The organism is Pseudomonas sp. JC1203, assembly GCF_056175065.1.
The window spans coordinates 45,416-66,684 of sequence record NZ_JBWCAM010000020.1 but is presented as its reverse complement, the minus strand read 5'-3'; the positions used below and the strand labels follow the sequence as shown (position 1 = coordinate 66,684).

General features: G+C 64.0%; 21 protein-coding genes. 7 read left to right on the top strand and 14 right to left on the bottom strand.

What is annotated here, in order from left to right; all coding sequences use genetic code 11:
• Positions 1-123 precede the first annotated feature (123 nt).
• The 9 genes from era to rpoE all read right to left on the bottom strand — a co-directional run bounded on the left by era (position 124) and on the right by rpoE (position 8,895).
• A complete protein-coding gene (gene era / locus AC0SZ7_RS25485) occupies positions 124-1,026 on the bottom strand; it encodes a GTPase Era (RefSeq protein ID WP_475506979.1) in 903 nt (300 codons plus the stop codon).
• Entirely contained in the window at positions 1,019-1,708 is a 690-nt protein-coding gene (gene rnc / locus AC0SZ7_RS25480; RefSeq protein WP_475506978.1) for a ribonuclease III, read from the bottom strand. The genes era and rnc overlap by 8 nt, the downstream gene beginning before the upstream one ends.
• Positions 1,705-2,082 (bottom strand): DUF4845 domain-containing protein, encoded by a 378-nt coding sequence (locus tag AC0SZ7_RS25475; protein ID WP_475506977.1) that lies wholly within the window; start codon positions 2,080-2,082, stop codon positions 1,705-1,707. The genes rnc and AC0SZ7_RS25475 overlap by 4 nt, the downstream gene beginning before the upstream one ends.
• A gap of 71 nt (positions 2,083-2,153) precedes the next feature.
• Positions 2,154-3,008: a signal peptidase I gene (gene lepB / locus AC0SZ7_RS25470; RefSeq protein ID WP_475506976.1), complete on the bottom strand. Its 855-nt coding sequence runs from the start codon at positions 3,006-3,008 to the stop codon at positions 2,154-2,156.
• Between the two features lie 5 nt (positions 3,009-3,013).
• Positions 3,014-4,813, bottom strand: a complete 1,800-nt coding sequence (gene lepA / locus AC0SZ7_RS25465) for a translation elongation factor 4 (protein WP_475506975.1) — start codon at positions 4,811-4,813, stop codon at positions 3,014-3,016.
• A 187-nt stretch (positions 4,814-5,000) separates the two neighbouring features.
• Positions 5,001-6,386: a DegQ family serine endoprotease gene (locus AC0SZ7_RS25460; RefSeq protein ID WP_475507046.1), complete on the bottom strand. Its 1,386-nt coding sequence runs from the start codon at positions 6,384-6,386 to the stop codon at positions 5,001-5,003.
• A 331-nt stretch (positions 6,387-6,717) separates the two neighbouring features.
• The gene (locus AC0SZ7_RS25455) at positions 6,718-7,677 is read right to left on the bottom strand and encodes a MucB/RseB C-terminal domain-containing protein (protein ID WP_475506974.1); all 960 of its coding nucleotides are present in this window, start codon (positions 7,675-7,677) and stop codon (positions 6,718-6,720) included.
• 8 nt (positions 7,678-7,685) lie between these two features.
• Positions 7,686-8,282 carry a sigma-E factor negative regulatory protein gene (locus tag AC0SZ7_RS25450; RefSeq protein ID WP_475506973.1) on the bottom strand — a complete coding sequence of 199 codons (597 nt, stop codon included), beginning with the start codon at positions 8,280-8,282 and terminating at the stop codon, positions 7,686-7,688.
• Between the two features lie 31 nt (positions 8,283-8,313).
• Complete coding sequence (gene rpoE / locus AC0SZ7_RS25445; protein WP_003252049.1) at positions 8,314-8,895, bottom strand: RNA polymerase sigma factor RpoE/AlgU; 582 nt, start codon at positions 8,893-8,895, stop codon at positions 8,314-8,316.
• 639 nt (positions 8,896-9,534) lie between these two features.
• Here rpoE and nadB point away from each other — a divergent pair.
• Positions 9,535-11,151 carry an L-aspartate oxidase gene (nadB, locus tag AC0SZ7_RS25440; protein WP_475506972.1) on the top strand — a complete coding sequence of 539 codons (1,617 nt, stop codon included), beginning with the start codon at positions 9,535-9,537 and terminating at the stop codon, positions 11,149-11,151.
• Here the strand turns inward: nadB and AC0SZ7_RS25435 are convergent.
• Together AC0SZ7_RS25435 and AC0SZ7_RS25430 are read right to left on the bottom strand one after the other, a co-directional pair.
• The gene (locus AC0SZ7_RS25435; protein WP_475506971.1) at positions 11,120-11,572 is read right to left on the bottom strand and encodes a protein YgfX; all 453 of its coding nucleotides are present in this window, start codon (positions 11,570-11,572) and stop codon (positions 11,120-11,122) included. The genes nadB and AC0SZ7_RS25435 overlap by 32 nt on opposite strands.
• Positions 11,556-11,810 (bottom strand): FAD assembly factor SdhE, encoded by a 255-nt coding sequence (locus tag AC0SZ7_RS25430; RefSeq protein WP_457360627.1) that lies wholly within the window; start codon positions 11,808-11,810, stop codon positions 11,556-11,558. The genes AC0SZ7_RS25435 and AC0SZ7_RS25430 overlap by 17 nt, the downstream gene beginning before the upstream one ends.
• 326 nt (positions 11,811-12,136) lie before the next feature.
• On the opposite strand from AC0SZ7_RS25430, the gene ygfZ reads away from it, so the two are divergent.
• Both ygfZ and AC0SZ7_RS25420 read left to right on the top strand, forming a co-directional pair.
• Complete coding sequence (ygfZ, locus tag AC0SZ7_RS25425; RefSeq protein WP_475506970.1) at positions 12,137-13,078, top strand: CAF17-like 4Fe-4S cluster assembly/insertion protein YgfZ; 942 nt, start codon at positions 12,137-12,139, stop codon at positions 13,076-13,078.
• Positions 13,079-13,121: 43 nt separating this feature from the next.
• Positions 13,122-13,925: an HDOD domain-containing protein gene (locus AC0SZ7_RS25420; protein ID WP_475506969.1), complete on the top strand. Its 804-nt coding sequence runs from the start codon at positions 13,122-13,124 to the stop codon at positions 13,923-13,925.
• On the opposite strand, the gene AC0SZ7_RS25415 is transcribed toward AC0SZ7_RS25420, so the two are convergent.
• Both AC0SZ7_RS25415 and AC0SZ7_RS25410 read right to left on the bottom strand, forming a co-directional pair.
• Positions 13,922-15,301 (bottom strand): sensor histidine kinase, encoded by a 1,380-nt coding sequence (locus tag AC0SZ7_RS25415; protein ID WP_475506968.1) that lies wholly within the window; start codon positions 15,299-15,301, stop codon positions 13,922-13,924. The two genes, AC0SZ7_RS25420 and AC0SZ7_RS25415, sit on opposite strands and share 4 nt — an antisense overlap.
• Positions 15,294-15,965, bottom strand: coding sequence for a response regulator (locus AC0SZ7_RS25410; RefSeq protein ID WP_475506967.1), 672 nt, complete (start codon positions 15,963-15,965; stop codon positions 15,294-15,296). The genes AC0SZ7_RS25415 and AC0SZ7_RS25410 overlap by 8 nt, the downstream gene beginning before the upstream one ends.
• 208 nt (positions 15,966-16,173) lie before the next feature.
• Between AC0SZ7_RS25410 and AC0SZ7_RS25405 the strand changes: the two genes are divergently transcribed.
• From AC0SZ7_RS25405 to AC0SZ7_RS25395, 3 genes are read left to right on the top strand one after another with little or no spacing between them, the layout of a single operon-like run.
• Positions 16,174-17,154 (top strand): Bug family tripartite tricarboxylate transporter substrate binding protein, encoded by a 981-nt coding sequence (locus tag AC0SZ7_RS25405; protein ID WP_475506966.1) that lies wholly within the window; start codon positions 16,174-16,176, stop codon positions 17,152-17,154.
• A 54-nt stretch (positions 17,155-17,208) separates the two neighbouring features.
• Positions 17,209-17,667, top strand: coding sequence for a tripartite tricarboxylate transporter TctB family protein (locus AC0SZ7_RS25400; protein WP_475506965.1), 459 nt, complete (start codon positions 17,209-17,211; stop codon positions 17,665-17,667).
• A 1-nt stretch (position 17,668) separates the two neighbouring features.
• Positions 17,669-19,171 (top strand): tripartite tricarboxylate transporter permease, encoded by a 1,503-nt coding sequence (locus tag AC0SZ7_RS25395; RefSeq protein ID WP_475506964.1) that lies wholly within the window; start codon positions 17,669-17,671, stop codon positions 19,169-19,171.
• Between the two features lie 63 nt (positions 19,172-19,234).
• Here the strand turns inward: AC0SZ7_RS25395 and ung are convergent, their stop codons facing one another.
• Positions 19,235-19,927 (bottom strand): uracil-DNA glycosylase, encoded by a 693-nt coding sequence (gene ung / locus AC0SZ7_RS25390; protein ID WP_475506963.1) that lies wholly within the window; start codon positions 19,925-19,927, stop codon positions 19,235-19,237.
• A gap of 146 nt (positions 19,928-20,073) precedes the next feature.
• Between ung and AC0SZ7_RS25385 the strand changes: the two genes are divergently transcribed.
• Positions 20,074-21,186 (top strand): enoyl-CoA hydratase/isomerase family protein, encoded by a 1,113-nt coding sequence (locus tag AC0SZ7_RS25385; protein WP_475506962.1) that lies wholly within the window; start codon positions 20,074-20,076, stop codon positions 21,184-21,186.
• Positions 21,187-21,269: the final 83 nt, after the last annotated feature.

The following is a 21,269-nucleotide window of genomic DNA, read 5'->3' as shown; positions in this document are numbered from 1 at the left end:
TTTTCAGGCGTTCCAAACATTGGTGGGCGCGGGCTTGCCAGCGTGCTTTCGGGCCTCAAACGCTCGCTGGCAAGCCAGCTCCCACAAAAAACCATTTCCCCCAAAGGGGGAATGTGGCGGCGATCAGAGGTCGCCGTAACCCAGCGAGCGCAGGGCGCGTTCGTCGTCGGACCAGCCGCCCTTCACCTTCACCCACAGGTTGAGCATGACCTTGGAGTCGAACAGCAGCTCCATGTCCTTGCGCGCTTCCATGCCGATGCGCTTGATGCGCTCGCCCTTGTCGCCAATGATGATCTTCTTCTGACCATCACGCTCCACCAGGATCAGGGCATGGATGTGCAGGGTCTTGCCCTGCTGCTTGAACTCTTCGATCTCGACGGTGATCTGGTAAGGCAGCTCGGCGCCCAGCTGGCGCATGATTTTCTCGCGCACCAGTTCAGCGGCCAGGAAGCGGCTGCTGCGGTCGGTGATCTGGTCTTCAGGGAAGAAGTGATCGTTTTCCGGCAGGTGCTTGGCGATCAGGCATTCCAGCGCGTCCAGGTTGTGACCCTGCTGGGCCGACACCGGGACGATCTCGGCGTTGGGCAGCTGCTCCTGCAACCAGGCCAGGTGCGGCATCAGCTCGGCCTTGTCCTCGATGCGGTCGGTCTTGTTGATGGCCAGGATCACCGGCCCCTGCACGTACTGCACGCGCTCCAGCACCAGCTGGTCTTCGTCGGTCCACTTGGTGCGGTCCACCACGAAGATCACCACGTCCACGTCTTTCAAGGCCGCCGAGGCGGTCTTGTTCATGTAGCGGTTGAGCGCCTTTTCGTTGCTCTTGTGCATGCCCGGGGTGTCGACGTAGATGGCCTGGATCTCGCCTTCGGTCTTGATGCCCAGCATGTTGTGGCGGGTGGTCTGCGGCTTGCGCGAGGTGATCGCCAGCTTCTGGCCCAGGATGTGGTTAAGCAGCGTGGACTTGCCCACGTTCGGGCGGCCGACGATTGCGACATAGCCACAGCGGGTTGGGGTTGTATCAGTCATTGCCATTCTCCACGCCCAGGGCAATCAGTGCTGAAGCGGCCGCTACCTGTTCGGCAATACGACGGCTTACGCCCTGACCTCGGCTTTTTTCGTTCAAAAGGGTCACTTCACATTCGACGAAAAACGTCCGGCAATGCGGTTCGCCCTGGATATCCACCACTTCGTAACGCGGCAGTTCGCAACCACGCGACTGCAGGAATTCCTGCAGGCGGGTTTTCGGGTCCTTGTTGGTGTCCACCAGCGTCAGGCTGTCGAACTCGCTGGTCAGCCAGGACAACACGCGCTCGCGGGCCACTTCCATGCCCGAATCCAGGTAGATGGCACCAATCAGTGCTTCCAGGGCATCGGCAAGGATCGACTCGCGACGGAAACCGCCGCTCTTCAATTCACCGCTGCCCAGGCGCAGGTATTCGCCCAGGTCGAAACCACGGGCCAGTACGGCCAGGGTCTCGCCTTTCACCAGCCGGGCGCGCAGGCGCGACAGCTGGCCTTCGCGGGCCTGGGGGAACCGTTCGAACAACGATTCGCCCGCCACGAAATTGAGGATGGCATCACCGAGGAACTCCAGGCGCTCATTGTTGCGCCCGGCGAAGCTGCGGTGAGTCAAGGCCAGCACCATCAGGTCCTGGTCTTTAAAGGTATAGCCGAGCTGACGCTCGAGACGGCTCAAGGAAACACTCACGGTTTACGCACGCTGAATTCGTGGTCAAATTTCACCACCAGGTCGACATTGCCGATCAGTGGCTCACGCTGTTCGTATTGCAAATGGGCGGCGAACACGTCGTCGTCCAGTGTCACGGTCATGATATTGCGGGCCTGCAGGTCACGGATATTGTTGATGCCCATGCCTGCATCCACGTGGTTGTAGAACTCACCAACCGTTTCGATCTTCTGGGCCTTGTCGGTCGCTGCCGACTCGATGATCTTCTTCATCGTCCAGTAATCGAAATAGTGCGGCAGCACCTTGAAGGCCGTACTGGCGACAAACCCCAGTATGGCCAGCAGTACCAGCCCTCCCAGCAGCGAAATACCTTTCTGCGAACTGGCTGCGTTCATGCTCAAGCTCTCCATCCCTGCTGCCGCCTGAAAAGCATTCGGCGCTGTCCACTGGACAGCGCCGCCTGGTGTTACTTGATCAGCCCGACTCGCGAGAAATTCGGCAAGTGGCTCATCTTCGGTTCCGGCCAGCTCATCCAGACCGCGAAGGCCTTGCCGACGATATTGCGGTCCGGGACCATGCCCAGCAGTTCCTTGGGAATACGTGGATCATCCCAGTAACGGCTGTCATTGGAGTTGTCGCGGTTGTCGCCCATCATGAAGTAGTGCCCGGCAGGCACGGTCCATTGATTGTCCGGCGGCATGTGGTAGCGGCCCATTTCCTTGCGGATCAGGTGCTCGACGTCGCCGAGTTTTTCCTGATACAGCTCGGCGGTGCCCAGGGTGTTGGGCTCCTCGCCCAGCAGCTGCTCGGCTACCAGCTGGTCGTTGATGTACAACCGCTTGTCATTGGTATAGCGAATCTTGTCGCCCGGCAGGCCAATCACACGCTTGATGTAGTTGACGTTCGGGTCGCTTGGGTAGCGGAACACCATGACATCGCCACGCTGCGGGTCACCGATCTGGATGACTTTCTGGTCGATCACCGGCAGGCGGATGCCATAGGAGAACTTGTTGACCAGAATGAAATCGCCCACTTCCAGGGTCGGCTTCATGGAACCCGACGGGATCTGGAAGGGTTCGACCAGGAACGAGCGCAGCACCAGCACGATGAACAGCACCGGGAAGAACGACTTGCCGTATTCGACAAGCGTCGGTTCCTTGTTCAACTGCTCGAGCACCACCGGGTCCGGCTCGCTGACACTGCCCTGGTAGGTCGCGATCGCGGTCTTGCGGCGCGAAGCCAGGAAGACCAGATCGAACAGGGCCAGCAAACCGCAGACGGCGACGGCAATGACCAACAACAGCGGGAAATTTAGAGACATAGGACCTAACTATCCAACCTGAGCACGGCGAGGAAGGCTTCTTGTGGAATTTCCACGTTGCCGACCTGTTTCATGCGTTTCTTACCGGCCTTCTGCTTCTCCAGAAGCTTGCGCTTACGGCTGACGTCACCGCCATAGCATTTGGCCAGTACGTTCTTTCTGAGCGCCTTGACAGTGGTACGGGCCACGATCTGCCCGCCGATGGCGGCCTGGATCGCAACGTCGAACATCTGCCGAGGAATCAGTTCTTTCATCTTCTCGGTCAACGCGCGGCCCTTGTAGTGGGCGTTGTCGCGGTGAACGATCAGGGCCAGGGCGTCAACCTTGTCACCGTTGATCAGCACGTCCAGCTTGACCAGGTTGGCCGACTGGTAGCGATCGAAATGGTAGTCCAGGGAAGCATAGCCGCGGCTGGTGGATTTCAGGCGGTCGAAGAAGTCCAGTACCACCTCGTTCATCGGCAGGTCGTAGCGCACCTGCACCTGGCTGCCGAGGAACTGCATGTCGCGTTGAACGCCACGCTTCTCGATGCACAGGGTAATGACGTTGCCCAGGTGCTCTTGAGGCACAAGGATGGTGGCGGCGACGATCGGCTCGCGGAAGTCTTCTACCGAAGACACGTCCGGCAGCTTCGACGGGTTGTCGACGTAGATGGTCTCGCCGGTCTTGAGCACCACCTCGAAGATTACGCTAGGCGCGGTGGTGATCAGGTCCAGGTCGTACTCGCGCTCCAGGCGCTCCTGGATGATCTCCATGTGCAGCATGCCCAGGAAGCCGCAACGGAAGCCGAAGCCCAGTGCGTCGGAGCTTTCCGGCAGGTATTGCAACGACGAGTCGTTGAGGGTCAGCTTGGACAGCGCGTCGCGGAAGTCTTCGAAGTCTTCGGAGCTGACCGGGAACAGGCCGGCGTATACCTGCGGCTGAATGCGCTTGAAGCCCGGCAGCACCGGCACGTCAGGGGTGCTGCTCAGGGTCAGGGTGTCACCTACCGGTGCACCGTGAATGTCCTTGATGCTGGCGATGATGAAGCCTACTTCGCCTGCTTTCAGGTCAGCGGTAGCGGTGTGCTTGGGGGTGAACACGCCCACGCTGTCGACCAGGTGCACCTTGCCGGTGGACTTGACCAGAATCTTGTCGCCCTTTTTCACACGGCCATGGCGCACGCGTACCAGGGACACGACGCCCAGGTAGTTGTCGAACCAGGAGTCGATGATCAACGCTTGCAGCGGATCTTCGATGTTGCCGGTAGGGGCCGGAATGTCGCGCACCAGGCGTTCGAGCACGTCGATCACGCCCATGCCGCTCTTGGCGCTGCAGGCCACGGCGTCGGTGGCGTCGATGCCGATGACCTTCTCGATCTCGTCCTTGACGCGATCGGGGTCGGCCTGGGGCAGGTCCATCTTGTTCAGCACGGGCATCACTTCCAGGCCCTGCTCGATGGCGGTGTAGCAGTTGGCGACCGACTGGGCCTCCACGCCTTGACCGGCATCCACCACCAGCAGCGCGCCTTCGCAGGCGGCCAGCGAACGGCTGACTTCATAGGTGAAGTCGACGTGGCCAGGGGTGTCGATGAAGTTCAGCTGGTAGGTGTTACCGTCCTGAGCCTTGTAGTGCAGCGTGACGCTGTGGGCCTTGATGGTGATCCCACGCTCGCGCTCCAGGTCCATGGAGTCCAGCACCTGAGCTTCCATCTCGCGATCGGCCAGGCCGCCGCACATCTGGATGAACCGATCGGCCAGCGTCGACTTGCCATGGTCAATGTGGGCGATGATGGAGAAATTGCGGATATGACTCAAATCACTCACGGATCAACACTCAAAAAGGCTGCGGGCCGGACGCCCAACGAAAAATAGCCGGGAATTGTACCTGAAATACGGGGTTGTGTGGGAGCCGGTTGATCATGAAGATCCTGTGGCAACCTTACCCCGCCCACATTCATGCACAAAAAAGGGCGACCCACTGGCCGCCCTCCCCTGTTTCACCGCCCCGCCGTCACTCGCTCAGCTTGAAGGTGATGAAGCTCGCACGGCCCTGGCGCAGCACGCGCATGGACACCGAGCGGTTTTTCGGCAGGCCCTTGGCGATGTCGGTGAATTCCTTCGCCGAACCGATGGCCTGGTTGTTCAGGTGAGTGATGACGTCGCCCGGCTGCAGGCCGATCAGCGCCGCGGGGCCATCCTGCACATCCTTGATGACCACGCCGCTTTGCAGGTCCAGGGACTTTTTCTGATCAGCGGTCAGGTCGGCCACGGACACGCCCAGGCGGTTGCTGTTGCTTTCAGCCTGGGACTTGGCGCTGCCGCCGGCGAGGATATCGTCATCGTTGGCCGGCATGGCGCCGACGGTCACGTCGATGGTCTTGCGCTTGCCTTCGCGAACCACTTCCAGGCTGGCCTTGGCACCCGCTTTCAGGCCGCCTACCAGGTGCGGCAAGTCGGCGGACATGACGATCGGCTGGCCATTCATGCTCAGGATCACGTCGCCCACCTGCAGGCCGGACTTGGCCGCCGGGCCGTCCTCGACCATCTGCGCCACCAGCGCACCGGCCGGTTTGTCCAGGCCGAACGATTCAGCCAGGTCCTTGTTCACTTCCTGGATGACCACGCCCAGCCAGCCGCGGCTGACCTTGCCGTCTTTCTTCAGCTGGTTCGACACGTCCATGGCCACGTCGATCGGGATGGCGAACGACAGGCCCATGAAGCCGCCGGAGCGGGTGAAGATCTGCGAGTTGATGCCCACCACCTCGCCATTCATGTTGAACAGCGGGCCGCCGGAGTTGCCCGGGTTGATGGCCACGTCGGTCTGGATGAACGGCACGTAGGCGTCGTTCGGCAAGGTGCGGCCCTTGGCGCTGACGATGCCCTTGGTGACCGAGTGATCGAAGCCGAACGGCGAGCCGATGGCCAGCACCCACTCACCTACTTTCAGCTTGTCGGAGTCACCCAGCTTCACGGTCGGCAGGTTCTTGCCGTCGATTTTCAGCAAGGCCACGTCGGTGCGCGGGTCGGTGCCTACCAGCTTGGCTTTCAGCTCGCTACGGTCGGACAGGCGCACGATGATTTCATCGGCGTCGGCGATCACGTGGTTGTTGGTCAACACGTAGCCGTCAGGGGAAATGATGAAACCCGAACCCAGCGACTGGGCCTCGCGCTGGCGGTCACCGCCCTTGGGCCCACGCGGGGAGCGCGGCATGTTGCGGAAAAAGTCGCGGAAGGCTGGTGGCAGGTCGTCCAGGTCCGGCATGTCGCCGGCGCCGGCGCTGCGGTCGGGCAGCTTCTGGGTGGTACTGATGTTGACGACGGCAGGGGACGCCTGCTCCACCAGGTTGGTGAAGTCAGGCAGCGCCTCGGCCTGGGCGGTGACGACCTGGCCGAGCATCAGCACGGCGGCGCACACGGTCAGGTAATGCTTAAAGCGTAATATGGACATACGGCTCCCGTTGGTCACGAGCAAGGTTTAGCAAAGGGATTCGCCAGACGCACAAAACCCGGGCACCGCCGCAAGGCAGTGTCCGGGTCCGGGGTGTCGGCAGTGGCGATCCTGAAACAGCAGACAAGGCCAGACCCTTGAGGGTCTGACCTATAGAAAAATTCAGGGGGTTTTGCAACCTGACTGACATAAGTTTCATTTCGTCATCCTTTGTAACGGATGCCGTGAAGCCCTATGCGACGCGCTCCCTGCGCGCCCACTCCTGCTCAGCACAGGCGCCTCAATTCTTCGCCTGGTTGTCTTGGGCACGCATCGACAAGGCGATGCGTTCGGCGGTGCCGATGGGGATCTCGCCCACCACGGTGACCATTACGTCACCCTTGGGGGTGGTGAGCCGCCGCGATACTGCCGAGGTTGGCCCCAATTGCGTGCGCGTATCGGTGCCCACGCTGCCATTCAGCGGCTCGAGGAACACCGAAAAACGCGCCAGGCCATCGTCGTACATAAGGCTGCTGACGGTGGTTTTGGTATCAGGGTCCTTGCGTGCCGAACTGCCCGCCAGCTCGAAGCCGGGCGGCAACCAGTCGGAGCGCCAGTGGTTGGCTGCCGGTGCGGGGGCCTGGGCAACCACCGCAGGGCCCAGTGGCTTGCAGTTGTCGCTGGCGGCGAGCTCGGCGTCCGTGGGCGCGTCGGTATCCAGGCGGGTGAACTGGAAGCGTTCCAGCAGGCGCCCCTTGTCGTCGAGCAACAACGACTTGAGCGGCAGGCCGGTCTTGCTGTCCAGATGCAATTCGAAACCGTAGCGGTGCTGATCCTTGGGGGTCAGCGTAACGATGGTGGCATCGCGCCCGGCCACTCGTGACTGCCCGGCGACCGACAGGTCGTACCAGGACATCAGTTTGAGCGGATCGAGGACGCGGCCGGAGGAGTCAGGCGTCTCGCTCACACCGGGAACCAGGGTGCCACTCACGCATTGGGTACGACCGTCCACGCGCACGACTTCCTGGGCCGAGCCATCGAGCTGCAGAAGCCGCTCGCTGACCTTGCCGTTCTGGGCGCGATGCCAGATGTCGTGGGTGGTGAAACTGCCGTTGCGTTCGTAGACGAAAGTGCCCTGGAAGCTCTGCTGTTGCTCGGCCTGGGCCAGGCGGTTAAGCCACTGCGAAGCGTCGTTGGCCGCGAAGGCCGGGACGCTCAGGCAGGAACCGAGCAATAGCGGTAGTAGCGGTATGGCGCGCATGGTCCTCCTTAGCGGTTTTCAAGGCTCGCGGCACGTGCGTACGGCAGCGCGCTTTCAGTGCCTTTCAACGCGGCTTCCTGGGCGTGTTGGCGCAGGTAGCCTGGCAAACGCTGGTCATGCATGCCAGCCTGACCTTGCAGCACACCATTGGCCATGGGGCCGGTGCTCTGGTCGTTGCTTTCAGTGTAGCCTGCCAGCACGGCCGGGCCTTGAACCTGCGGCACGGAAGGCGCCTGCTGGGTAGCCGGTTGCTGCTGGGCCAGCTGGTTGCCGGCGATTTCGTCCTGGTTGTACAGGCGCACGCCTGCCAGCACCGCCACGGTGACCGAAGCAGCCACGGCCAGGCGGCCGATACTGCGCCACGGGCCACGGGCAACCTTGACCGGGGCGATCTCCTCGGCAATGGCGGCCGAAACGGCTGTGGCCAAGTCCAGGCGTGGGTCGAGCAAGTCCTTGTGCATTACCGCACGGGCAATCTGGTAGCGATTCCAGGTTGCACGTGTTTCTGGATCTTCCAGGGCGTTGATGACCCTGCGCAGTTCCAGTTCGTCCGCTTCGTTATCCATCACCGCGGACAGCGATTCCTGCAAAGCTTCACGACTCATGGCGGTTCCTCTCTTGGCTGTCGCCGCTGTCTCAGGTTTCCTGCAACAAAGGCTGCAGGGCTTTATCTATGGCCTCCCGAGCGCGGAAAATCCGAGATCGCACGGTACCCACCGGGCATTGCATGACGCTGGCAATGTCCTCGTAACTCAGACCATCGAATTCACGTAAAGTTAACGCCGTACGCAAATCTTCTGGCAGTTGCTGGATGGTCCGGTGGACGGTGCCCTCGATCTCATCTCGTAACAGGGAGCGCTCCGGAGACTCCAGATCCTTGAGGCCATGATCGCCGTCGTAGAACTCGGCATCCTCGGAACTCACATCGCTATCTGGCGGCCTGCGACCGCGGGAAACCAGATAGTTTTTCGCCGTGTTGATGGCGATACGGTACAGCCATGTGTAAAAGGCACTGTCACCGCGAAAATTGCCTAACGCTCGGTAGGCCTTGATAAAGGCTTCTTGCGCCACGTCCTGGGCTTCATGGGTGTCGTGCACGAATCGCACGATCAACCCGAGAATCTTGTGCTGGTATTTCAGCACCAACAGATCGAAAGCTCGCCGGTCGCCGCGTTGAACACGCTCGACCAGTTGCTGATCCTCTTCCTGGGTTAGCATGAACACTCCTCATAGTGCCGGGAGGAGCATTGCTGAAGCCATCGTTCAGGCTTGCAATCATAGACTCGGGCTTTTCGCAAAAGTTCTCCCCTCCAAGCAAGTTTCCTGCACGCCGTGATTTGACCTGCACGAAAACCGCAGCACGGTCATGGCCGGCTGCGTCGATAATCTTGTCGTCGAATCCGCTTGCAGTGGCCAGCGACTTCAGCCCCACATAAAGCCGACGCCGTTTCCCTTCTCATGGGCGACCGTCTATGGATACCGGGGTGTTGGATAAAGTTCCCGGTATTTGCAGGGATCGCCCGCGGACATTGCGCGATTGTGCATTGAGCGCCGGTGTTTCAGCCATGAAACAAGGCTCAAGCCCGGTCGCTCAGGCGCAAGCGCCCCACCCGTCGGTTCATGTATCAGATAGCCCGACCAACGGTATAGTTCCACAACGCCATGAAGGCATACCTATTGTGCCGATACCCCCCTCTATATACTAGTAGCCCATGACCGATCCGCGATGCTCATGCGCCAGTAGCAGCTGCCGAAGGCGGCGTCCTGCACCTACCGCTACGAAGTGAGGATTGCGCGCGCAGGGCCGCTTGGAGGAGACTGCGCCGAAAACAATAGTCGCCCCCGCGGAATAAAGACATGAGCCAGCAGTATCAACACGACGTTCTAGTGATTGGCAGCGGTGCCGCCGGGCTTAGCCTGGCCCTGACCTTGCCCGGGCATTTGCGCATTGCGGTACTGAGCAAGGGCGACCTGTCCAACGGCTCCACCTTCTGGGCCCAGGGCGGCGTGGCAGCAGTGCTCGACGACACCGACACCGTACAGTCCCACGTCGAAGACACCCTCAATGCCGGCGGCGGCCTGTGCCATGAAGACGCGGTGCGTTTCACCGTGGAGCACAGCCGCGAGGCCATCCAGTGGCTGATCGACCAGGGGGTGCCGTTCACCCGTGACGACGACCCGGCCCACGACGAAAACAGTTTCGAATTTCACCTGACCCGCGAGGGCGGCCACAGTCACCGGCGCATCATCCATGCCGCCGATGCCACTGGCGCTGCCATCTTCAAGACGTTGCTGGCCCAGGCCCGCCTGCGGCCCAACATCGAGCTGCTGGAACAGCGCGTGGCCGTCGACCTTATTACCGAACGCCGCCTGGGCCTTGCCGGCGACCGCTGCCTGGGCGCCTACGTGCTGGACCGCAACACCGGCGAAGTGGACACTTTCGGCGCGCGTTTCACCATCCTTGCCACCGGCGGTGCGGCCAAGGTCTACCTCTATACCAGCAACCCCGACGGTGCCTGCGGCGATGGTATCGCCATGGCCTGGCGCGCCGGCTGCCGGGTGGCCAACCTGGAATTCAACCAGTTCCACCCCACCTGCCTGTACCATCCCCAAGCCAAGAGCTTCCTGGTGACCGAGGCCCTGCGCGGCGAAGGCGCCGAGCTGAAACTGCCCAACGGCGAGCGTTTCATGCCGCGCTTCGACCCGCGCGCCGAACTGGCGCCGCGGGACATCGTGGCCCGCGCCATCGACCACGAAATGAAGCGCCTGGGCGTGGACTGCGTATACCTGGACATCAGCCACAAGCCGGCCGAGTTCATCACCAGCCACTTCCCCACCGTGTACGAGCGCTGCCTGACCTTCGGCATCGACATTACCCGCCAGGCCATCCCGGTGGTACCCGCGGCACACTACACCTGCGGCGGCGTGATGATCGACCAGCACGGCTGCACCGACGTGCCCGGGCTGTATGCCATCGGCGAAACCACCTTCACCGGCCTGCACGGCGCCAACCGCATGGCCAGCAACTCGCTGCTCGAATGTTTCGTGTATGGCCGCTCGGCCGCCGCGCACATCGTCGCGCAACTGCCGCACACCGCCCTGCCCGAGCGCCTGCCGCAGTGGGACGCCAGCCAGGTGACCGATTCGGACGAAGACGTGATCATCGCCCACAACTGGGATGAGCTGCGGCGCTTCATGTGGGACTACGTCGGTATCGTGCGCACCACCAAGCGCCTGCAGCGCGCCGAGCACCGGGTGCGGCTGCTGCTGGACGAGATCGACGAGTTCTACAGCAACTATAAAGTCAGCCGCGACCTGATCGAGTTGCGCAACCTGGCCCAGGTGGCCGAGCTGATGATTCGTTCGGCCATGCAGCGCAAGGAAAGCCGCGGGCTGCACTACACGCTGGATTACCCGGAAATGCTGCCCGAGGCGCTGGACACTATTCTGGTGCCGCCCACCTTCGACGACTGAACTTGAGCCGCACCCGCAGGCGCCGATGCTCGTCGGCGCCCAGGGTGTCGCCGGGCAGGCACAGGCTGCGCGCCCACCACTGCCCTGGCAGCCGGAAACGCAGCAGCACCAGCCCCGGCAGCGCCATGCTGTCGGGCAGCAGTTGCACCGCCTGCCAGCCCTTGGCGCGGTTCCATAGCGCCCAGCCGCTCGCATCGCGGCGCAGGGCGCACCAGGCGTGGGGGTGGCTGAGCAACAGGGTACGGGGCAGATGCCAGGCAGCGTGGGCCAGGCACAGGATGATGCCCAGGCCACGCCAGACGAACGGTGCATCCAGCAGCAACAGGCTGACCAGCGCCAGCCCCAGTGCCGCAAGGTAGGCCACCAGCAACCGCCGCGAGGCGTGCCAGCGGCAATGGAAGAGCTTACTTGGGCTGGACACGGTCCAGGATCATGCGGACCATGCGCTGCAGCTCGGGGTCCTCGGATTCGGCGCGTTCCATGAACCAGCCGAACATGTCCTGATCTTCGCATTCCAGCAGGCGACGGTAGCATTCGCGGTCCACGTCATTGAGGCTTGGGTATACCTCCTTGACGAAAGGCACCAGCAAGACGTCCAGCTCCAGCATGCCGCGGCGGCTATGCCAGTAGAGCCGGTTGAGTTCAATATCTTCGACCATGGAGCGCTCCTCAAATAGGCGCGCAGTATACAGCGACCTGCGCCGCGCGGCACTTGGACGCATGTCTATATATGTGTGGGGGGGCGAGGGACGCGGCCTGCGGCCGCTGCTACAGGTGTGGGGGATGCCGCGAATCCGGAGTCCGGCGCAGGTATGCGGTTCACCGCCAATCCGGAACCCGGCGCCGGTATGCGGCACACCTTCAATCTGTAGCAGCTGCCGCAGGCGGCGTCCGGCCCCAACACGCTGTTCAACCATAGTCACCTACCTATTTTCCCGGCGGCGCTCTATGATGGAGCCCAGTCTTTTAGCCCTTGCGATGTCCCATGGCCGATTCTGCTTTTTTCTGCGCGCTGTCCCACGAAGGCGTCCTCGCCGTACGCGGCTCCGATGCCGGCAAGTTCCTGCAGGGTCAGTTGACCTGCAACATCAACTACCTCACCGAGCAGTACGCCAGCCTGGGCGCGCGTTGCACCCAGAAGGGGCGCATGCAGTCCAGCTTCCGCATCGTGCTGCAAGGCGATGGCGTGCTGTTGGCCATGGCCCGCGAGCTGGTCGAGCCGCAACTGGCGGACCTGAAGAAGTACGCGGTGTTCTCCAAGTCCAAACTCACCGACGAAAGTGATTCCTGGGTGCGCTTCGGCCTGGCCGACGGCCAGGCAGCGCTGGCTGCCCTGGGCCTGGAACTGGGCGAAGAGAACAACGTCGCCGCACGCAACGAAGCGTTGATCGCCGTGCGCGTGTCGCCCCAGCGCGCCGAGCTCTGGGTGCCGGCCGAGCAGGCCGAGGCCGTGCGCCAGCAGCTTGCACAGCACCTGCCCGAAGGCACGCTGAACGCCTGGCTGCTGGGCCAGGTGCGCGCCGGTATCGCCCAGGTGATGCCCGAAACCCGCGAAACCTTCATTCCGCAAATGCTCAACCTGCAGGCCGTGGGCGGCGTCAGTTTCAAGAAAGGCTGCTACACCGGCCAGGAAATCGTCGCGCGCATGCAGTACCTGGGCAAGCTCAAGCGTCGCCTGTACCGCCTTGCGCTGGCAGACGGCCAGCCGCCGGCACCCGGCACCGCACTGTTCTCGCCCAACCACGGCAGCGCCGTGGGCGAGGTGGCCCTGGCCGCCAGCGCCGGCCAGGGTGCAGAACTGCTGGCCGTGCTGCAGGCCGACGCCGTGGAAGACGGCAACCTGCACCTCGGCAGCCCGGAGGGCCCGCGCCTGAGCTTGCTGGAACTACCCTATGAACTGGATCGCGACCGCGAGATCCAACGCTAGGCAACGCCCGGTTGCCCCCCGCGCAAGCGTCCAGGAAGTCCCCATGAGCGAGCTGGCCGATACAGTCCAAGTGCATTTGCTGGCCGCCATCGCGAACGATGACCTGGTGCTGCCAACCCTGCCCGAAGTCGCCTTGCAGATCCGCGAGGCGGCCGAGGACATCGACATCAGCATTCCTGCCCTGGGCAAGGTCATCGGCCGCGACCCGGCACTGGCCGCGCGGCTGATCAAGGTTGTCAACAGCCCGATGCTGCGCGCCACCCAGGAGGTCACTGACCTGACGGGGGCCATCAACCGCCTGGGCATCAACTACAGCAGCAACCTGGCCATCGGCCTGGTGATCGAGCAGATCTTCAACGCCCGCTCGCCCGTGGTGCAGGCCAAGCTGCATGAGGTGTGGAAGCAGAGCCTGGAGGTGGCCGGCATCAGTTATGAACTGTGCCGCCGCTATACCCGGCTCAAGCCCGACCAGGCCGCCCTTGCCGGGCTGGTGCACCAGATCGGGGTGCTGCCTATCCTGACCTACGCCGAAGAGCACAACGACCTGCTGGCCGACCCGGTGTGCCTGAACCATGTGATCGAACGCATCCAGCCCGTGCTGGGCAGCCAGATTCTTGCCGAGTGGGAGTTCTCCCAGGCGCTGGTGCAGGTGCCGGGCGAATACCTTGACCTTACCCGGCGCAGTGCGCACATCGACTACACCGACCTCATCCAGATCGCCCGAATGCTTCGCCAGCGCGACTTCCACCGCCTGCCCGACCTGCCGGCGTTCCAGCATTTGAACCTGGGAGAGGAAGTGCCACTGGACCGGCTGGAACTGGATGCGGCGATGGCGATGTTCCGTTAATCGGCGCTGAAACTCACCCGTACCTTCAAGCCGGTCTGCGCACCATCGTGCAGGCTGATCTGCGCCCGGTGCGCCTTGCAGATCTCGCCGACAATGGCCAGGCCCAAGCCTGAACCCTTGGCACTGCGCCGGTAGAAGCGCTCGAACACCTTGCCCCGCTCGCCTTCGGGAATGCCCGGGCCATCGTCCTCGACTTCCAGCACCGCCGGGGCGCTGACCCGCAAGATCACGTTGCCACCCACCGGCGTATGCGCCAGGGCGTTGTCCAGCAGATTGCTGAGCAGCTCGTTGAGCAGCGTCGGCTCGCCGCGCAGCCACACCGGCTCCTCGGCCTCCAGCGCCAGGGCCACGCCACGGGCATGCGCCAGTGGCGCCAGGGCCATGCCCAGCTCACGCGCCACCTGGCTCAGGTCCAGCCGTTGGGCGCCACCCTCGGCGATGGCGCGGGCGCCGTTCTCCACGCGCGCCATGGACAGCAACTGGTTGGCCAAGTGAGTCAGGCGGTCGGCGTCCTGGCCTGCGGCGTCCAGGGTCTGGCGCCACACCTCGCCCTGCTCGGCGCGCAGGCCCAGGGCGATGCGCGCCTTCAGGGCCGCCAGGGGCGTGCGCAATTCATGCGCGGCATCGGCGATGAACTGCGCCTGGCGCTCGAACTGCCCGCGCAGGCGTTCGGTGAAATGGTTGAGCGAGGCCACCAGCGGTACCAGTTCGCGCTGTACGCTGACAACCGGCAGCGGCCGCAGGTCATCCGGCTGGCGCGCCTCCACCTCGGCGCGCAGGCGCTCCAGCGGGCGCAGCGCGGCGCTGACCGCAAACCACACCAGCATCAGCGCGCCCAGCCCCAGCATGCCCAGGCGCAGCAGCGTGTCGGCCATCAACCCGCGGGCCATGCGAATGCGCGCCTCCTCGGTCTCGGCCACGCGGATCTCGGCCATGCCGTTCATTTCCGGCTCACTCACCGCTTTCAGCAGGCTCACCACGCGCACGTCCTGGCCCAGGTAGCGGCCGTTGTAGAAGCGCGCCAGCGCCGGGTAGTCATCGGTGCGCGGGGTGCCCGGGGGCGGTGCCGGCAGGTTTTCGTAGCCGGAAATCAGCTTCTGGTGAATGTCGTTGACCTGGTAGTAGATGCGGCCGGCGCTGTCGTAGGCGAAAGTGTCCAGGGCCACGTAGGGCACGTCGGCGCTCAGGCTGCCATCGCGCTGCGACAGCCCGGCGGCGATGGTCCGCGCCGAGGCCAGCAGCGTGCGGTCATAGGCGGTGTCGGCGGCCTCGCGGCCGTTCCAGTAGGCGCTCAGGCCGCTGGCCAGCATCAGCACCACCAGCAGCAGCGCCAGGTTCCACAGCAGCCGCCCACGCAGGCTGTCGAGCTTACGCATCGCGACCTTCGAGCAGGTAGCCCAGGCCGCGGAAAGTGACGATGGCCACGGCTTGGCCATCGAGTTTCTTGCGCAGGCGGTGCACATAGATTTCGATCGCGTCGGCGCTGGCCTCCTCGTCCAGGCCGAACACCTGGGCGGCCAGCTGTTCCTTGCTCATCACCCGCCCCGGCCGCGCGATCAGCGCTTCCAGCACGGCCTGCTCGCGGGAGGTCAAGGTCAGCAGTTCATCGGCGAGGGTGAAGCGCCGGGTCTCCAGGTCGTACACCAGCGCGCCGCAGCGCTGCTGGCGTTCGCCGCCCATCACGCTGCGGCGCAGCAAGGCCTTGACCCGGGCTTCCAGTTCGCTGAGTTCGAAGGGTTTGGCCAGGTAGTCGTCGGCGCCCAGATTGAGGCCATGGACCCGGTCCTTGACGTCGCTGCGGGCGGTCAGCATCAGCACCGGCAGGTTGTTGCCACGCCCGCGCAGGCGCGCCAGCACCTCGAAACCGTCCATGCGCGGCAGGCCCACGTCCAGCACGGCCAGGGCATACTCTTCGCTGCCCAAAGCCAGGTCGGCGGCCACGCCATCATGCAGCACGTCCACCGTCAGGCCGGTATGCTTGAGCGCCTGGGCCACGCTTTCGGCCAGCGGCAGATGGTCTTCGGCAAGTAGAACACGCATGGCAGGGGCACTCTTGTTGTAGGTATCAAGGCGGCAGTGTACGCGCAGGCCAAGCGCTGTGAAGGGCTGCCGCGGGCAATTTTCGGCTGAAAGGTTGGCGAAAGGTTGAAGCCCTAGCATCGGGGTACGACAGGTCCGCCATGGGCCTGCCACGCAAAGCGCCACGATGCGTTTTCGCCATAACAAGAACAAGAATTGGAGACATCACATGAGCCCTACCCTGCGCCGGCTGGCCCTGGCCGCCAGCTGCCTGTTGCTGGCCAACAGCACCTTCGCCGCCGAACCCAAGCGTCCTGAATGCATTGCCCCGGCCTCGCCCGGCGGCGGTTTCGACCTGACCTGCAAGCTGGTGCAAAGCGCCCTGGTCAACGAGAAAATCCTCACCAAACCCATGCGCGTCACCTACATGCCTGGCGGTGTCGGCGCCGTGGCCTACAACGCCGTGGTCGCCCAGCGCCCGGCCGATGGCGGCTCGCTGGTGGCCTGGTCCAGCGGTTCGTTGCTGAACCTGGCCCAGGGCAAGTTCGGCCGTTTCGACGAACACGCGGTGCGTTGGCTGGCGGCGGTGGGCACCAGCTACGGCGCCATTGCGGTGAAGAGCGATTCGCCCTACAAGAACCTCGACGACCTGGTGCAGGCGTTGAAAAAGGACCCGGGCAAGGTAGTGATCGGCGCCAGCGGCACCGTCGGCAGCCAGGACTGGATGCAGACCGCGTTGATTGCCAAGGCCGCCGGCATCAACCCGCGCCAGCTGCGCTACGTGGCCCTGGAAGGCGGCGGTGAAATAGCCACGGCCTTGCTGGGCGGGCACATTCAGGTGGGCAGCACGGACATTTCCGATTCCATGCCGCATATCCAGAGCGGCGACATGCGCATGCTGGCGGTGTTTGCCGACAAGCGCATCGACGAGCCGGGCATGAAGGATATCCCCACCGCCCGCGAGCAGGGCTATGACATCGTCTGGCCGGTGGTGCGCGGCTTCTACCTGGGGCCGAAGGTCAGCGATGCCGAGTACGCCTGGTGGAAGGCGGCGTTCGACCAGATGCTGGCCTCCGACGACTTCGCCACCCTGCGCACCCAGCGCGCGCTGTTCCCGTTCGCCATGACCGGCGCCGAGTTGGACAGCTACGTGAAGAAACAGGTCACCGAGTACAAGACCCTGGCCCAGGAATTCGGCCTGGTGCAGTGACCTGCGGCCTGCCTCGCCCCGAGGCAGCCCCCCTCTCGCCAAGGAGTTTCGACCATGGCCCTGCAACGACTGTTTGCCATTGCCCTGCTGCTGGCCTGCGCCGCGCTGGCGGTGATGGCCTGGCCCTACCAGGCTGCTTTTTCCTACGAACCGGTGGGCCCGCGCGCCTACCCACTGCTGATGCTGGGCCTGATGGCGGCAGCCTTGCTGTACATGGCCGTACGCCCCAGCACCATCACCCATAGCGATGAAGAACCGCCACTGGACCGCGCCACCCTGGCCAAGATTGGCGCCTGCGTGGTGCTGTTGCTGGTGTTCGCCGGCACCTTCGAGCCATTGGGCTTCGTGCTCGCCAGCGTGCTGACCGGCATCCCCATGGCACGCCTGTACGGCGGCCGCTGGCTGCCCAGCACGGTGGTGGTGAGCCTGATGAGCGTGGCCTTGTACCTGCTGTTCGACAAGGCCATGGATGTGCCCCTGCCCTTGGGCCTGCTTGCCGTACTGGAGAACTGACATGGATACCTTCAGCTATCTGGGCCAGGGCTTCGGCGTGGCCCTGAGCCCCTACAACCTGGTCACCGCGCTGTGCGGCACGCTGATCGGCACCGTGGTCGGCCTGCTGCCGGGCCTGGGCCCGATCAATGGCGTAGCGCTGCTGATCCCCATCGCCTTCGCCCTGGGGCTACCGCCCGAGTCGGCGCTGATCCTGCTGGCGGCGGTGTACCTGGGCTGCGAGTACGGCGGGCGCATCAGCTCGATCCTGCTCAACATCCCCGGCGAAGCCTCGACGGTGATGACCACCCTCGACGGCTACCCCATGGCGCGCCAAGGCCTGGCCGGGGTGGCGCTGTCGCTGTCGGCCTGGAGCTCGTTCATCGGCGCATTCATCGCCACCTGCGGCATGGTGCTGTTTGCGCCGCTGCTGGCGAAGTGGGCCATCGCCTTCGGGCCGGCGGAGTACTTCGTGCTGATGGTGTTCGCCATCGTCTGCCTGGGCGGCATGGCCGGCGACCGGCCGCTGAAAACCTTCGTTGCCGCGCTGATCGGGCTGTTCCTGGCCTGCGTGGGCATTGACGCCAACAGCGGCGTGTACCGTTTCACCGGAGACAACGTGCACCTGGCCGATGGCATCCAGTTCGTAGTGCTGGTGCTGGGGTTGTTCTCGGTCAGCGAGATTCTGCTGTTGCTGGAGAAGACCCACCGGGGCCAGGAAGCGGTGAAAGCCACCGGGCGCATGATGTTCAACCTCAAGGAGGCGGCCTCGGTGTTCGCGGTGAACATCCGCTGCGGGCTGCTGGGGTTCGTGATGGGCGTGCTGCCCGGTGCCGGCGCCACCCTGGCCAGCGCCGTGGCGTACATGACCGAGAAGCGCATGGCCGGCGCCAGCGGCACCTTCGGCCAGGGCGACAAGCGCGGCCTGGCGGCACCGGAAACCGCCATCGGCGCCTCGGCCTGTGGCGCCCTGGTGCCGATGCTGACCCTGGGCGTGCCGGGGTCGGGCACCACGGCGGTAATGATCGGCGCGCTGTCGCTGTACAACATCACCCCGGGGCCACTGCTGTTTCAGCAGCAGCCGGACATTGTCTGGGGGCTGATCGCCTCGTTGTTCATCGCCAATATCATGCTGGTGATACTCAACATCCCGATGATCCGAATTTTCACGCGTATCCTCTCAGTGCCCAACTGGGCACTGGTGCCGGTCATCGCAATCATCACCGGCATCGGCGTATACGCCGTGCACGCCACTACCTTCGACCTGTTCCTGATGGTGGGCATCGGCATCTTCGGCTACATCCTGCGCAAGCTGGACTTCCCGCTGTCGCCGGTGCTGCTGGGGTTCATCCTGGGCGGGTTGATGGAGCAGAACCTGCGCCGTGCGCTGTCGATCTCGGACGGGGCGCTGGGCATTCTGTGGTCCAGCCCGATTACTGCCGGCGTGTGGGTGCTGACGGCGCTGATGCTGCTGTTGCCGTTGCTGCGCCTGTGGCGCAAGCGCACCAAATTGGCCACCGCGTAGTGAAAGGCGCCGCCCCGTAGCAGCTGCCGCAGGCGGCGTCCTCCCCAACCCAGCGCATGGCTTTCAGACCGGCGGCAACTGCCAATCAATCGGCGCCAGGCCGCTCTGCTGCAGGAACTTGTTGGTTCGGCTGAAATGCCCATTCCCGATAAAGCCGCGGTAAGCGGACAGCGGTGAAGGGTGCACCGACGTCAGCACCAGGTGCTTGCTGCTGTCGATCAGCTTCTGCTTGCCCTGCGCGTGGGCGCCCCACAGCAGGAACACCACGCTAGCCTGCTGCTCGCTGACGGTCTGGATGATGCGGTCGGTGAACGATTCCCAGCCCTTCTTCGCATGGGACGCGGCGTTGGCGCGCTCCACGGTCATGGTGGTGTTGAGCAGCAGCACACCCTGCTCGGCCCAATGCTGCAGGCAGCCATGGGGCGCGATGTCGATGTTCAGGTCGCGCTTCAATTCCTTGTAGATATTCACCAGTGAGGGCGGCGTGGCAATGCCCGGCTGCACCGAGAAACACAGGCCATGGGCCTGGCCCGGGCCGTGGTAGGGGTCCTGGCCGAGAATCACCACCTTCACCTGCGGCAGCGGCGTCAGGTTCAGCGCGTTGAAAATCAGCGGGCCCGGTGGGTAGATTTCCTTGCCGGCGGCGTGCTCCTGGCGCAGGAATTCACGCAGCTGGTTCATGTACGGCTGGTCGAATTCGTCACGCAGGGCGTGTTTCCAGCTGGGTTCGAGTTTGATGCGGTCGTCGGTGGTCATGGGCGTAGCCTGGCAAACAATGGGGCGGACACTAGGAAAGGCGCCCCCAATTGTCAATCAATGTAACCGGAGACTGACGTGCTGCCGACAGCGGGCCATACTGCTGAATTGGACACTGCCCCATTCGCGTCATTCAAGAGGTCAGGATGAATCTGCAATTCGAAGAGCTTGTCGGCGTCGACGGCGCACGCCTCGGCGTGGCTACCCTGGACGCTGAAAAATCCCTCAACGCGTTGTCGCTGCCCATGGTCGAGGCCCTCAACGACCAGTTGGAACGCTGGGAAAAGGACGATCAGATTGTCTGCGTATTGTTGCGCGGCAACGGCGCCAAGGCGTTCTGCGCCGGCGGCGACGTACGCAGCCTGGTGCAGGCCTGCCGCGCCCACCCCGGCGAGGTGCCGCCGCTGGCCGCACACTTCTTCGCCGGCGAATACCGCCTGGACTACCGCCTGCACACCTTCCCCAAGCCGCTGATCTGCTGGGGCCACGGCTACGTGCTGGGCGGCGGCCTTGGGCTGCTGCAGGGCGCCAACATCCGCATCGTCACCCCCAGCACCCGCCTGGCCATGCCGGAAATCAGCATTGGCCTGTACCCGGACGTGGGCGCCAGCTGGTTCCTGTCGCGGCTGCCCGGCAAGCTGGGGCTGTTCCTGGGCCTGACCGGCTCGCACATCAATGGCCATGACGCCCTCGACCTGGGCCTGGCCGACCGCTTCCTGGGCGATGACCAGCAACCGGCGCTGATCGAAGGCCTGTTGCAGCTCAACTGGCAGGAACAGACCGCAGTGCAGCTCAACAGCCTGCTCAAGGCGCTGCAGCAGGAGGCCGTGGGCGAACTGCCCGAGGCCCAGTGGCTGCCGCGGCGTGCACGCATCGACGCGCTGCTGGATGTCAGCGACGTGGCAGCGGCCTGGCGGGCAGTGGTGCAACAACGTCACAGCGACGACGTGCTGTTGGCCAAGGCCGCGCACACCCTGGAAGAAGGCTGCCCATTGACGGCGCACCTGGTGTGGGAGCAAATCGAACGGGCGCGGTACCTGTCACTGGCCCAGGTGTTTCAGATGGAATACACCCTCAGCCTGAACTGCTGCCGCCACCCCGAATTCAGTGAGGGCGTGCGCGCACGGCTGATCGACAAGGACCAGAAGCCACGCTGGCACTGGCCCGACATCGCCAGCATCCCGCGCGCCGTTGTCGAGGCACATTTCAGCAAGGCGTGGGAAGGCCGGCACCCGTTGGCGGATTTGTCTGATTATTAAGTACCGCGCGTGACGCGGCCTGGGGGGGGCGGCGCGCGGGGGGGGGGGGGGGGGGGCGCCCCGGGCGGGGGGGGGGGGCGGCC